11 protein-coding genes are annotated in these 14224 nt (G+C 63.8%); 9 read left to right on the top strand and 2 right to left on the bottom strand.

Annotated elements, in window-relative coordinates:
• Nucleotides 1-168: 168 nt before the first annotated feature.
• A complete protein-coding gene (locus B9A19_RS00820) occupies nucleotides 169-1401 on the bottom strand; it encodes a phosphoglycerate kinase (protein WP_084088638.1) in 1233 nt (410 codons plus the stop codon).
• Nucleotides 1402-1514: 113 nt separating this feature from the next.
• Nucleotides 1515-2090, bottom strand: coding sequence for a TetR/AcrR family transcriptional regulator (locus tag B9A19_RS00815; protein ID WP_245804230.1), 576 nt, complete (start codon nucleotides 2088-2090; stop codon nucleotides 1515-1517).
• Between the two features lie 247 nt (nucleotides 2091-2337).
• Here B9A19_RS00815 and B9A19_RS00810 point away from each other — a divergent pair, with 247 nt between their 5' ends.
• The 9 genes from B9A19_RS00810 to B9A19_RS00770 all read left to right on the top strand — a co-directional run bounded on the left by B9A19_RS00810 (nucleotide 2338) and on the right by B9A19_RS00770 (nucleotide 14172).
• Nucleotides 2338-3876, top strand: a complete 1539-nt coding sequence (locus B9A19_RS00810) for an MFS transporter (RefSeq protein WP_084088636.1) — start codon at nucleotides 2338-2340, stop codon at nucleotides 3874-3876.
• Nucleotides 3877-4035: 159 nt separating this feature from the next.
• Nucleotides 4036-4980, top strand: coding sequence for a DMT family transporter (locus B9A19_RS00805; protein ID WP_084088635.1), 945 nt, complete (start codon nucleotides 4036-4038; stop codon nucleotides 4978-4980).
• Between the two features lie 168 nt (nucleotides 4981-5148).
• On the top strand, nucleotides 5149-5628 hold the full coding sequence (locus B9A19_RS00800; protein WP_139798573.1) for an Lrp/AsnC ligand binding domain-containing protein: 480 nt from the start codon (nucleotides 5149-5151) through the stop codon (nucleotides 5626-5628).
• A 126-nt stretch (nucleotides 5629-5754) separates the two neighbouring features.
• Nucleotides 5755-6861 carry a branched-chain amino acid ABC transporter substrate-binding protein gene (locus B9A19_RS00795; RefSeq protein WP_217806938.1) on the top strand — a complete coding sequence of 369 codons (1107 nt, stop codon included), beginning with the start codon at nucleotides 5755-5757 and terminating at the stop codon, nucleotides 6859-6861.
• A gap of 321 nt (nucleotides 6862-7182) precedes the next feature.
• The gene (gene putA, locus B9A19_RS00790; protein ID WP_084088634.1) at nucleotides 7183-10344 is read left to right on the top strand and encodes a bifunctional proline dehydrogenase/L-glutamate gamma-semialdehyde dehydrogenase PutA; all 3162 of its coding nucleotides are present in this window, start codon (nucleotides 7183-7185) and stop codon (nucleotides 10342-10344) included.
• Between the two features lie 78 nt (nucleotides 10345-10422).
• A complete protein-coding gene (locus B9A19_RS00785) occupies nucleotides 10423-11337 on the top strand; it encodes a branched-chain amino acid ABC transporter permease (protein ID WP_084088633.1) in 915 nt (304 codons plus the stop codon).
• Nucleotides 11337-12623, top strand: a complete 1287-nt coding sequence (gene livM / locus B9A19_RS00780) for a high-affinity branched-chain amino acid ABC transporter permease LivM (RefSeq protein WP_084088632.1) — start codon at nucleotides 11337-11339, stop codon at nucleotides 12621-12623. Before B9A19_RS00785 ends, livM begins: the two co-directional genes overlap by 1 nt.
• Entirely contained in the window at nucleotides 12620-13444 is an 825-nt protein-coding gene (locus tag B9A19_RS00775; protein ID WP_084088631.1) for an ABC transporter ATP-binding protein, read from the top strand. Before livM ends, B9A19_RS00775 begins: the two co-directional genes overlap by 4 nt.
• A complete protein-coding gene (locus tag B9A19_RS00770) occupies nucleotides 13441-14172 on the top strand; it encodes an ABC transporter ATP-binding protein (RefSeq protein WP_245804229.1) in 732 nt (243 codons plus the stop codon). Before B9A19_RS00775 ends, B9A19_RS00770 begins: the two co-directional genes overlap by 4 nt.
• Nucleotides 14173-14224 lie beyond the last annotated feature (52 nt).

The raw sequence follows: 14224 nt of genomic DNA, 5'->3' as shown, positions 1-14224 counted from the left end.
TTGCCACCGACATGCAACTCCATGCTAGCAGAGCCGTCCGGCTGAATTGCGCTCGCCGGCATTGCCGCTTGTGCGGCACGCATTTTGCACGCCTTGCCAGCATATCTCAGCCCTGCCAACAAAAAACCCGCAGCATGCTGCGGGTTTTTTGTTGCATCACCGATGCGCTTACTTGTCGCTCAGTGCTTCCACGCCCGGCAGTGCCTTGCCTTCGAGGAATTCCAGCGATGCACCGCCGCCGGTCGACACGTGGGTCACCTTGTCTTCCAGACCAGCCTTCTCGACTGCAGCCACCGAGTCGCCACCGCCAACCACGGTGATGGCACCATTGGCAGTTGCATCGACCAGCGCGTGGGCAACGGCGAAAGTGCCGGCCGAGCTGGCGTCGATTTCGAACACGCCCATCGGGCCATTCCACAGCACAGTCTTGGCCGAACGGATGATCTCCGCATAACGGGCACGGGTGGCTTCGCCGATGTCCACGCCTTCCTGATCGGCCGGAATGGCGTTGGACGCCACTTGCACCAGACCATCCAGCGTGCGCGCATCGAAGTCCAGCTTCTTGGTGACCATGGTGTCGGACGGCAGTTCCAGCTTGTCGCCAGCGGCCTGCATCAGCTCGCGCGCCAGCTCGACGCGGTCGTTTTCGCACAGCGACTGGCCGACTTCATAGCCCTTGGCCTTGAGGAAGGTGAAGGCCATGCCGCCACCGATAATCAGCTTGTCGACCTTGGGCAGCAGCGCCTGGATCACGTCGATCTTGCCGGAAATCTTGGAGCCACCAATGATGGCCACCAGCGGACGCACTGGCTGGTTCACTGCGTCGCCGAGGAATTCCAGTTCCTTCTTCAGCAGGTAACCCGATGCGCGCGGCAGGTTCACGCCGACCACCGACGAATGCGCACGGTGCGCAGTGCCGAATGCATCGTTGATGAATACATCGCCCAGCCTGGACAGCGAAGCACGGAAGGCTTCGACCTTGGCCGGATCAGCCTTGACGCTGTTGCCATCGGCATCCTTGGCCTTGCCTTCTTCCTCGATGTGGAAGCGCACGTTTTCCAGCAGCGCCACTTCGCCAGCCTGCAGCTTGGCCACGGCGCCTTCGACTTCTGCACCCACACAGTCATTCAGGAACTGCACCGGACGGCCCAGCAGCTCCGCCAGACGGGTGGCCACCGGCGCCAGTGTGTACTTCTCGACGCGCGCGCCGTTCGGGCGGCCCAAGTGGCTCATCAGCACCACCGATGCACCTTGATCCAGCGCGTAACGGATGGTCGGCAACGCAGCGCGGATGCGCTTATCGCTCTCCACCACGCCATTCTTGACCGGTACGTTGAAGTCCACGCGCATCAGCACGCGCTTACCGGAGAGGGACAAGTCCTCGATGAAGAGTTTGGTCATGCTCATGCTCCACAAAAGTCGCAGGGGAAAATCGGTTCCCCGCGATTGTACCGCGCATGGGCTTTGTAAGAATGCCTGCTTGACTACGAGATGCGCTGGATCAACCAGCCAGCCTATCCAGCAGCATCTGCCGTTGTTGCAGGCTGGCCCACCAGCGCATCCCAGGCCAGCATCCCCGCCCGTGCCAGCCCTTGCAGCGTGGCGCGGCTGGCGCCGTCGATGGCCTGCATCGACATGGCCTGGCGTATACCGGCATAGAAGCTGGTCAGCGCTTCCACATCACAGCCGGGTGGCAGATCGCCCTCGGCCAGACCGCGCAGGAAGCGCGCGCGCAGGATATCGAGCGAGCGGCCGCGCCGCTCATGCAAGTGCTGCCATACGCCGGCATTGCCGGGGGTGCAGTTGAGCGCCGACAGCAACACCATGCAGCCGGGCGGGCGGCCGGGTTCGGAGAAGCAAATCGCGCTGGCTTCCAGCATGGCCTCGATGGCATCGCGCAAGCGGGGGCGGCTATCCAGCCTGGACTGAATGGCAGCGCCCTCTTCGCGGTCGTACTGATCCAGCGCCTCCTTGAACAGCGCCTCCTTGGAGCCAAACGCGGCATAAAGACTGGGCGAATTGATGCCCATCGCCTCAGTCAGCTGACTGAGCGACGAACCTTCATAGCCATGAATCCAGAACACATCCATGGCCCGGCGCAATGCCTCTGCCCGGTCAAAACAGCGCGGGCGACCTCTTTCCGCCATACATCCCACCCTGGCAACGCCCCCCAGCCAACAGCAGGCTGACAGGCTGCACATCAATTTTGTAACGATCATCACAAATAATGATTGACACCGTGATTTGACGCCACGATGATATTTGTGTCGAACGATACAAATATAGCGCAACCGCACAAGGGTTGCGCGCCATCATTCACACTCACCGGAGACCCCGATGTCGCACGCAGAAAATCCACAAGGAAAATGGCTGGTGCTGGGCGCCGTCTGCCTGGCCGGCATGATGATGCCCCTGAGCTTTACCGCCCCCGGGATTGCCATCCCGGCCATCAGCAAAAGCCTGGGCGGCAGCGCGCTGGCGCTGGCCTGGGTCGTCAACGGTTTCATCCTCAGTTTTGGCAGCGCCGTAATGGCAGCCGGTGCGCTGGCCGACCGCTTTGGCCGCAAGCTGATGTTCAAGTACGGCATCATCGCCTTCGGCCTGCTGTCACTGCTGCAGGTCTTCGTACCCAATCTGGGCAGTTTGATCGCGCTGCGTGCGCTGCAGGGCATTGCCGCTGCCACCGCCATGGCTGGCGGATCGGCCTCACTGGCACATGCGTTCGATGGCAAGGCGCGCACGCAGGCCTACAGCCTGCTGGGCACCAGCTTCGGCGTGGGGCTGGCGGCCGGACCGGTGTGGGCCGGCTTCGTGATCGAGCAATTCGGCTGGCGTGGCATCTTCCTGACCAGTGCGGTGCTGAGCGTGCTGGTAGTGCTGTTCGGCGTGCCACGCATGCATGAATCGCGCGACCCGGATGCCAAAGGCGTGGACGTGTGGGGCACCATCACCTTCACCGTGATGTTGCTGTTGCTCACGCTGGGCATCATGCAGGGACCGCAACAGGGTTGGGACAGCTGGCCGGTGCTGGGGCTGCTGATCGGCGCCGTGGTCGCGCTGGCAGTATTCATCCAGGTGGAAAGGCTGCATCCGCGCTCGATGCTGGATTTGTCGCTGTTCCGCAACCGGCGTTTTCTCGGTGCGCAGGCTTTACCGTTGGGCACCGCCTTCAGCTTCGTGGTACCGCTGATCATCCTGCCCATGCGCTTCATCGGCATCGAGGGTTATGGTCCGGTCAAGGCCGGCCTGCTGATGGTGCCGCTGTCCGCCCCCATGTTGTTCGTACCCTTCCTGGGCGCGCTGCTGACACGCTGGCTGGCCTCCAGCACGCTGTGCGCCATCGGTTTTGCCATCTCGGCGGTCGGCTTGTTCTGGCTGGCCACGGTGGCGCCGGGCGCACCGGCGGGCGACTTCGTATTGCCGCTGCTGTTGATGGGTACGGGTGCGGGCCTGCCGTGGGGGCTGATGGATGATCTGGCCATCAGCGTGGTTGCCAAAGAGCGCGCCGGCATGGCCACCGGCTTTTTTGCCACCGTGCGTGTGGCGGGTGAATCGCTGTCGCTGGCCATCGTGGGTGCCATTCTGGTGGGTCTGCTGCAGGCGGGTTTGAACAGCCGGCTGGGCAGCGATGCCCCAGTCGTCGCACTGGGCAATGCCCTGGCCGCTGCCGATCTGCCGCAAGCACACGCGCTCTACCCGCTGGCCGGGCAAGGCACATGGCTGCAAATCTATGGCGGTGCAGTACACGACATGACACTGGCACTGGCCGTGCTGACCATACTGTCTGGTGCGGTGGCCTTCCTCACCTTGCGGCGTGCGCCCGCGCATGCAGCACCGGCGGCCAGCCGGCTGGCCGAGGCGAATGCGGGCGAGTAAGCACCGATCGGTAAAAAACAAGCCCCGCAAATGCGGGGCTTGTTCGTTTCCGTCACCCCTAACTGAAAACCGCATTGCGGGAAACGCCAACAGTCTCGTGTTGATGACGGGAGTATGTTGCCGCCTCATTGCAACTCCGGCGCAAAGCAGGCAGGACCGATGATCAAGGGCATTAGCTACGGTGCGCTGGCCGGGGCAGTATGGGGCGGGGTATTTCTGGTGCCGCGCATGCTGCACCAGTTCAGCCCCATGGCATTGATGACCGGCCGCTATGTGGCTTACGGTCTGGTCTCGCTATTGCTGCTGTTGCCCACGCTCAGGGCCGTGTGGCCGCGCCTGCAGCGGCATGACTGGATCACGTTGTTGTGGCTGTCGGTATCAGGCAATCTGGTTTACTACCTGTGCCTGTCGGTGGCGGTGCAAAGCGTGGGCGTGGCACCGACGTCGCTGGTGATCGGCATGCTGCCGGTGCTGGTGACCCTCGTCGGTGCGTTCGAGCACAACGCCATCCACATCAAGCGACTGATCCTGCCACTGCTGGCCATCGTGGCCGGCGTGGCCTGCACCAGTTACGACGTGTTCTCGGCCGAGCTGGGCAGCGGGCTGGCGCAGGATGCCAGCGGCAAGACTATCGGCATGCTGGCCGCCGCCGGCGCACTGGTGGCGTGGAGCGCTTATACCATCGGCAATGCGCGCCATCTGGCCAGGCGGCCCGATCTGAGCAGCCATGACTGGTCGCTACTGACCGGCGTGGTCACCGGCGCCATGGCGCTGTTGCTGGCGTTGCCGCTGTTGTGGTCGCCGGCCGCCACCAATCCCGCGCTGCCCTGGGGGCTGTTCGCGGGCCTGATGGCGCTGCTGGCCATCGGCCCGTCGGTGATCGGCACCGGGCTGTGGAATGCCGCCACGCGCCGGCTGCCGCTCACGCTGGGCGGGCAGATGATCATCTTCGAAACCGTGTTCGCGCTGCTCTACGGCTTCGTCTGGGAAGCCCGCTGGCCACGCCCGCTGGAACTGACCGCCATCGTGCTGCTGCTGGGCGGCGTGGCGGCTTCGTCATGGGCGCACGCCACGCATACCCCCTCGCCCGAGCACGCTGGCTGATACCACTCGTCGCCAAACGGCACATATGCTGGAAATTACCTACTTCAAAGCATTTTGTTCTGCTGTAGTTTTGCAATCAAGCAATAACAAATTGTTCACAGCAAGTTTTTCAGTTTATTGATCTCGGTCGGCATGCACTGCGGGATGCCGCTCCAAACAGGTAGAACCATGGCCAAGCTGGATCAGATTGATGTCGCCATTCTGGAAGCACTGCAGCAGCAGGGCCGCATGACCAATGTGGCGCTGGCCAAACAGGTGGGCCTGTCCACCACACCATGCCTGGAGCGCGTGCGCTCACTGGAAGAACGCGGCGTGATCTCGGGCTATGCCGCGCAACTGTCGGCCGAAGAGGTCGGGCTTGGCCTGATGGTGTTCATCGAGGTCTCGCTTGACCGCACGTCGGAGCAAGCGTTCGAAGATTTCCGCGTGGCCGTGCTGGCTGTGCCGGAAATACAGGAATGCTTCATGGTTGCAGGCGGTTTCGACTACCTGCTGAAGATCCGCGTGCCGGACATGGCGTCCTACCGCGGCTTTCTGGGCAAGGTGCTCAGCGGCATCCCCGGCATCCGGGTCACCCACAGCTACACGGTGATGGAGGCGGTCAAGGAGTCATCCGCCTTTTCGCTCAATCACCTGCACAACGAATAACAACATGCCAGCACGCCGGCCACGCCGGCGGCTAACACCGACGCAAGGGCAGAACGGCAGGCGCCAAACGCACCGCCGCCGCGTCAATCGAGGTGCTACAGCACCCAAAATCTGGAGAACGTCGTCATGAAGTCGAAACTGAACAAGCCATTTGCCGCCACCGCCTTCTGTATGGCGGCGCTGTTTGCCGCGCAGGCCCACGCCGATTACACCGTCGCCATTGCCGGCCCGATGACCGGCGAATATGCCTCGGCCGGCGAGCAGATCAAGAAAGGCGCCGAAATGGCCATTGCCGACATCAATGCCAAGGGCGGCGTGCTGGGCCAGAAGCTGAAGCTGGAAATCGGCGACGACGCCTGCGATCCGAAGCAAGCCGTGTCGGTAGCCAATGCCATGGTCAACAAGAAGATCGTCTTCATGCACGGCCACTGGTGTTCCAGCTCGACCATTCCGGCGTCGGACATCTACAACGAAGCACAAATCCCCATGGCCACCGTGTCCACCAACCCCAAGGTGACCGAGCGCGGCCTGAAGAACATCTTCCGCATCATGGGCCGTGACGACCAGCAGGGCGGCGTCGCCGGTGCCTTCATCGCCAGCAAGTTCGCCGGCAAGAAGGTGGCCGTGGTCGACGACAAGAGCGCTTATGGCAAGGGCCTGGCCGACGAAACCGCCAAGGGCATGCAGGCCAAGGGCGCCAAGCCGGTGCTGCGTGAATCCATCACCGCCGGCGAAAAGGATTACTCCGGCCTGGTTTCCAAGCTGAAGGCTGCCGGCGTTGAAGTGCTGGCCTACGGTGGCTACCACACCGAAGTCGCGCTCATCCTGCGCCAGGCACAGCAGGTGGGCCTGAAGCTGTCGGTGGTCGGCGGCGACACCATGAGCAACAACGAGCTGGTGACGGCAGCCGGCGGCAATGCCGATGCGGTGTACTTCACCTTTGCCCCGGATGCGCGCGCCAACCCGTCGGCCGCCGAAGTGGTGAAGCGCTTCCGCGATGCCAAGGTAGAGCCGGACGGCTATGTGCTGTTCGCCTACGCCGCCATGCAGCTGTTCCAGCAGGCAGCCACCCAGGCCAAGAGCGTGAAGTACGCCGACCTGCAGAAAGCCCTGGCAAGCGGCTCGTTCAATACCGTGACCGGCACGATGTCGTTCGACGCCAAGGGTGACCTGAAGGCGCCGGGCTTCGTCGTCTACAAGTGGAACGGCAACAAGTACGACGTGGTGAAGTAACACGGCGCAATGCATTGCCGGCGGCGCGCCCAACAGGTGCGCTGCCGGCCGGCAACCCGACACGGGTTTTCAGAACCTGGCATGCATCTGCATATGGGCGTTGCCCGGCCACTGTCGACAGCGAGCGCAATGAGGCGCCCTGCCGGCAGCAAGGGCAATAAGTGTGGAATCGAACGGGGAAGCACCGCTGCTTCGCCCCCGGCCGGTTTGAGCACGGCTTGGCCGGGCGCTTGATGCCGGCTCGTTCCGCAACGTCCGCCTGCAGCTGCATGACAGGCTCCTCGCGGCAGCCATCCTGCCGCCCTAAACGAGTACTGCACCATGACCGTACAGAATCAAGCGCCGACCACTGCGGTGCTGCGCAGCCGCATCCGCGACAGATTGCGCATGGACGAAGACCTCTGCGTAGCCGACCTGGTGGCCCGTGCGCAATTCAGCCCCGCCGAGCAGGCCGATATTACCCGCCGCGCCACTCCGCTGGTGGCGGCCGTGCGCGAGGCCCGCCTGACTGCCGGCGGCATCGACGCCTTTATGAATACCTATGATCTGTCATCGCACGAGGGCATCGTGCTGATGTGCCTGGCCGAAGCACTGCTGCGCATCCCGGATGCCGAGACGATAGACCTACTGATCCGCGACAAGATCGGCACTGCCGACTGGGAAAAGCGCCTGGGCGCATCCAGCAGCCTGTTCGTCAATGCCTCGACCTGGGGGCTGATGCTCACTGGCAAGATCGTCGGCATCGGCAGCGATGGCGACAGCATTTTCCGCCGCTTGCTGGCCCGCGTGGGCGAGCCGGTGATCCGCCAGGCCGTCGCCGCCGCGATGCGTATCCTCGGCAAGCAGTTCGTGATGGGCCGCACCATTACCGAGGCGCTGGAGCGCGCGCAATCGGCTGAGAAAATCGGCTATCGCCACTCCTACGACATGCTGGGCGAAGGCGCCCGCACCGCTGCCGACGCAGACAAATACTTTGCATCGTATACCCATGCGATCAGCGAAATCGGCAAGGCCGGCGCTGGTCTGCCACCGCTGGAAGCGCCGTCGATCTCGATCAAGCTCTCGGCACTGCACCCGCGCTACGAAGTCTGGCAGACCGAACGCGCGATGACCGAGCTGCTGCCGCGCGTAAAGGCGCTGGCGCTGCAGGCCAAGGCGTTGAATATCGGTTTCACCATCGATGCCGAAGAAGTCGACCGGCTGGAAATCTCACTTGATCTGATCGAAGCGCTGGCGCTCGACCCCGAGCTGGCCGGCTGGAATGGCCTCGGTCTTGCGGTGCAGGCCTACCAGAAACGCGCACTGCCGGTACTCGACTGGCTGGCTGATCTGGCCCACCGCGCCAATCGCCGCCTGATGGTGCGCCTCGTCAAAGGCGCGTATTGGGATGCCGAAATCAAGCTCGCGCAGGAGCGCGGCCTGACCGATTACCCGGTGTTCACGCGCAAGCTCAATACCGATACCTCTTACATCGCCTGTGCACGCCGCCTGTTGGCCGACCCGCAAGCGTTCTACCCCGCATTTGCCACCCACAACGCGCACACGCTGGCGGCGATCGCGGCCATTTCGGCCGGGCTGGGCGAGCGCGACTGGGAATACCAGCGCCTGCACGGCATGGGCGAGGAGCTGTACCGCGAAGTGGTCGGCCCCGAAAAATGGCAGCGCGCCTGCCGCGTATATGCCCCGGTGGGCAGCCATGAAGACCTGCTGGCCTATCTGGTGCGCCGCCTGCTGGAAAACGGCGCCAATACCTCCTTCGTCAGCCGCATTGCCGATGCGCACATGCCCATCGAGCAACTGATCGGCGACCCGGTGACCAAGGCCGCCGAACTGACGGCCACCCGCAGCAGCCGCCACCCCCGCATCCCTCTGCCGCGCCAGCTGTACGGCCCGACGCGTGCCAACAGCCAAGGACTCGACATGTTTGATCGCCCCACCCTGCAAGCCCAGGCTGACGCCATCGCGCTCAGCCGCAAGACTGTCTACACCGCACAGCCCGTCGTTTCGGGCGTGGCGCAGGGCGGCCAGTTCGTCGATGTGTGCGCACCGGCCGACCAGCGCGAGGTCGTTGGCAAGGTGGCCGATGCCAGCACCGCGCATGTCGATGCCGCCATGCTGAGTGCGCACCATGCCTTCCCACGCTGGGAAAAAACCCCGGCCGCCACACGCGCCGAAGCGCTGAACCGCAGCGCCGACCTGATGGAAGCGCGACTGACCGAGCTGGTGGCGCTGATCGTGCGTGAAGGTGGCCGCACCCAGGCCGATGCGCTGTCCGAAGTGCGCGAGGCAGTCGATTTCCTGCGCTACTACGCCGCGCAGGCGGTGGAGAAATTCGCCAAACCCATCACCCTGCCCGGCCCGACCGGTGAACAGAACACGCTGTCGCTGCATGGCCGTGGCGTGTTTGTCTGTATCAGCCCGTGGAACTTCCCGCTGGCCATTTTCACCGGCCAGATCGCTGCGGCCCTGGCTGCCGGCAACAGCGTGGTGGCCAAGCCGGCCGAGCAGACACCGCTGTGCGGTGCAGTCGCGGTGGCCATCCTGCACGAGGGCGGCATCCCCAACGATGTGCTGCACTTCCTGCCAGGTGCCGGCAACGTCGGCGCGGCCATGGTCAACCACCCGCGCTGTGGCGGCGTGGCCTTCACCGGCTCGACCGAAGTCGCCCGGCTGATTGCCGTGGCCCTCGCCACCAAGCCCGGCCCCATCGTGCCGCTGATTGCCGAAACCGGCGGCCAGAATGCCTTGATTGCCGATTCGTCGGCCCTGCCCGAGCAGATCATCCGCGATGTGCTGGCCTCGGCCTTCAACTCGGCCGGCCAGCGTTGTTCGGCGCTGCGCGTGCTGTTCATCCAGGACGACGTGGCCGACAAGGTCGTCGGCATGCTGCGCGGCGCCATGCAGCAACTGCGCATCGGCAACCCGGCCGACATCCGCACCGATGTCGGCCCGGTGATAGACAAGGAAGCGCGCCAGCTGCTGGTGGCGCACGCCGCCAAACTTGATCGCATCGGCAAGCTGATCCATCGCTGCGAGCTGACCGACGTGGGTGCGGCCGACGCGGCGCATGGCACCTATTTCGAGCCGCGCGCCTACGAGATCGAGCGGCTGTCGCTGCTGGAGCGCGAAGTATTCGGCCCCATCCTGCACGTGATCCGCTGGAAATCGCACGAGCTGGACGCCGTGTGCGATGCCATCGAGGCCACCGGCTACGGCCTGACCCTGGGCATACACAGCCGCATCGACAGCACTGTGCGCCGCATTACCGACCGGCTGCATGTGGGCAATACCTATGTGAACCGCAACATCATCGGCGCGGTGGTCGGCGTGCAGCCCTTCGGCGGCGAGGGCCTGTCCGGCACCGGCCCCAAAGCGGGCGGCCCGCACTACCTGTACCGCTTTGCCTGCGAGCGCACCGTATCGGTCGACACGACTGCGGCCGGCGGCAATGCCAGCCTGATGTCGATGGAAGAAGGCAACTAGAAAACACGCGGGGCCAGCCCGGCCCCGTCATAACAATGCGGCCGGCCATGCCGGACCGCAGTTCACCTGGAGAGCACGATGGGACAGCTTATACAGCAACTCATCAACGGTCTGACGCTGGGGGCCGTATACGGCCTGATCGCGCTGGGCTACACGATGGTGTACGGCATCATCGGCATGATCAACTTCGCCCACGGCGATATCTATATGGTGGCGGCCATCATGGCCGTTACCGTGCTTACCCTGCTGGGGGCTGCCGGCATCACGGCGGTGCCGCTGGCGCTGTTGATCACGCTGGTGGTGGTCATCCTGTTCACCGCCATCTATGGCTGGTCGGTCGAGCGCGTGGCTTACCGCCCCTTGCGCAATGCACCGCGCCTTGCTCCGCTGATTTCGGCCATCGGCATGTCCATCTTCCTGCAGAACATGGTGCAGCTGACGCAGGGCGCACGCGTGAAACCCATCCACGCACTGCTGCCCGGCGGCTTCGAGCTGGGTACCATTGATGGCTTTACGGTGCACCTGGCCTATACGCAGATCATGATCATCGTGGTCACCGTAGCTCTGCTGGTGCTGTTCACCTGGCTGATCACCCGAACCTCGTTCGGCCGCCAGCAACGTGCGTGCGAGCAAGACCGCACCATGACCGCGCTGCTGGGCATCAATGTAGACCGCACCATTTCCTACACCTTCATGCTGGGCGCCGGGCTGGCCGCAGTAGCCGGCGTGATGGTCACGGTGTATTACGGCGTGGTCGATTTCTCCATCGGTTTCGTGGCCGGCATCAAGGCATTTACCGCAGCGGTGCTGGGTGGCATCGGCTCCTTGCCCGGTGCCATGCTGGGCGGTTTGATCATTGGCATGATCGAGTCGTTCTGGAGCGCCTACCTGTCGCCCGAGTACAAGGACGTGGCCACCTTCGTGCTGCTGATCCTGGTGTTGATGTTCCGTCCCAGCGGCCTGCTGGGCCGTCCGGAAGTGGAGAAAGTCTGATGAGCGCCTACGTACCTGTCCATCAAGGCCCGGGCTTTGCCGCACGCATCAAGGATGCACTGGCCGTGGCCATGCTGTCGCTGATGCTGGGCATCCCCATGATCGGCCTGCACACCGTCGACAGCGGCGGCGCACTGTCCATCGCCACACGCTGGCCGTGGCTGGCGCTGTTTGTCGGCATCATGTTCGGCGGCAGGCTGGCAATGCAGTTCGCGCTGGATCATTTCAAGCTCAACAAGGCGCGCCGCGCGCAGAAACGCCCTGCCGTACGCGCCACACGGCCGTGGCTGAAGTGGCTGGGCTACGCGGTGCTGGGTTTCTCGCTGGTGCTGCCGATTGCGTTCTCCGGCAACCGTTACGTAGTCGATACCGCCACCACGGTGCTGATCTACGTGATGCTGGGCTGGGGGCTGAACGTGGTGGTGGGTCTGGCCGGCCTGCTCGATCTGGGTTACGTGGCCTTCTATGCCGTCGGCGCTTATACCTATGGCCTGCTGTCCACCCACTTCGGCTGGGGCTTCTGGCAAACGCTGCCGGTGGCCGGCGCACTGGCCGCCACCTTCGGCATCATCCTGGGCTGGCCGACCTTGCGACTGCGCGGCGACTATCTCGCCATCGTCACCCTGGGTTTTGGTGAAATCATCCGGCTGATCCTGGTGAACTGGACCGATTTCTCCGGCGGCCCGAACGGCATCGGCCAGATTCCGCGCCCGACCTTCTTCGGCCTGCCCTTCTCGCCCGATACCGATACACCCACCTTCGCCACCTTCTTCCATATCGAATACGCCGCCGAGCACCGCGTGATCTTCCTGTACTACGTGATCCTGGCGCTGGCCTTGCTGACCAATCTGTTCGTATCGCGCCTGCGCAAGCTGCCGGTCGGCATCGCGTGGGAGGCGGTGCGCGAGGACGAAGTCGCCTGCAAGGCGCTGGGCATGAATGTCACCAACATCAAGCTGTCGGCCTTTGCCATCGGCGCCATGCTGGGCGGCTTTGCCGGTGTGTTCTTTGCCGCGCGCCAGGGCTTCATTTCGCCGGAGAGCTTTGTGTTCTCCGAATCGGCCACCATCCTCGCCATCGTGGTGCTGGGCGGCATGGGCAGCCAGCTGGGCGTGGTAGTTGCCGCCATCCTGCTGGTATTGCTGCCCGAACTGGGCCGTGATTTCTCCGAATACCGCATGTTGCTGTTCGGCGCAGCCATGATCCTGATCATGGTATGGCGTCCGGGCGGCCTGATTGCCAGCCGCGAACCGACGGTAAAACTGAACAAGGGAGCGCAGGCATGAGCACGCACCACACCCTGCTGGAAGTCGAACACCTGACCATGCGCTTTGGCGGGCTGACCGCGTTGAGCGATCTGTCGCTCAACGTTGCTGCCGGACAGATCACCTCCATCATCGGCCCGAACGGCGCCGGCAAGACGACCTTTTTCAACTGCCTGACCGGTTTCTACAAACCGACCGAGGGCGCGGTGCGCATGCACCATCCGCAACACGGCGCGCTGCTGCTGAACGAAATGCCGTCCTATCACGTGGCGCGCAAGGCCGGGGTAGTGCGCACTTTCCAGAACATCCGCCTGTTCCCCAACATGACGGTGCTGGAAAACCTGATCGTGGCGCAGCACAACGCGCTGCAGACCGCATCGCGCTTCTCGCTGGCTGGCCTGTTCGGCCGCGCCGGCTACAAGGCGGCACGCCAGCAGGCACTGGAAAAAGCCGAAATGTGGCTGACCCGGCTCAAGCTGCTCGATCTGGCTGACACCGCTGCCGGCAATCTCTCCTACGGCACGCAGCGCCGCATCGAGATCGCCCGCGCGCTGTGCGTCGATCCGCTGCTGATCTGCCTGGACGAGCCCGCTGCCGGCCTGAACCCGCGTGAATCAGCCGAACTGAACGAGCTACTGGTCTATCTGTCGCGTGAGCATGGCAAGGGGGTGCTGCTGATCGAGCACGACATGAACGTGGTGATGCGCGTCTCCGACCACATTTGCGTGCTCAACTTCGGCAACAAGATTGCCGAGGGCACGCCGCAGCAGATCCAGCAGGATCCGAACGTGATCAAGGCCTACCTGGGCGAAGAAGAAACCGACGAAAAGGTGGCCGCATGAGCCAGACCATCCTGCAATACCATGGCGTGCACGCGCATTACGGCGCCATCCACGCCTTGCGCGGCGTTGATCTGACGGTGAACCAGGGCGAGATCGTCACCCTGATCGGTGCCAATGGGGCCGGCAAATCCACCTTGATGATGACCTTGTTCGGCAAGCCGGTCGCATCGGCCGGCAAGATCGAATACAGGGGTGACGACATCACCCGCACGCCCACGCACAAGATTTCGCGCCAGGGACTGGCATTGGTGCCGGAAGGCCGCCGCATCTTCGCGCGCATGACGGTGCTGGAAAACCTGCAGATGGGTGGCTGCTTCAGCGACCCGCAACACCACGCTGCGGACCTGCAGCGCATCTTCGGCATGTTTCCCATTCTGGAGCAGCGCCTGCAACAGCGCGCCGGCACGCTATCGGGTGGCGAGCAGCAGATGCTGGCCATAGGCCGCGCGCTGATGAGCCGGCCGCAGCTGCTGTTGCTGGACGAGCCGTCACTGGGGCTGGCGCCGCTCTACATCAAGCAGGTGTTCCGCATCATCCGCGAGCTGAACGAGCGCGACGGCATGACCATCCTGCTGGTGGAACAAAACGCACACCACGCACTGAATGTGGCGCACCGAGGCTATGTGCTGCAGCATGGCGAGATCGTGCTGACCGGCAGCGGCGAGGAATTGCTGGCCAGCGAGGAGGTGCGCGCTGCATATCTGGAAGGCAGCAGCGAAGCAGCCTGAACCCGATGCACCCGGCACGCCGGGTGCCCACACCTGGACACGATCCCCCACC

This window comes from Andreprevotia lacus DSM 23236 (assembly GCF_900176275.1).
Taxonomy (GTDB): Bacteria; Pseudomonadota; Gammaproteobacteria; order Burkholderiales; family Chitinibacteraceae; genus Andreprevotia; species Andreprevotia lacus.
This window is presented reverse-complemented; position numbering and strand designations above follow the sequence as displayed.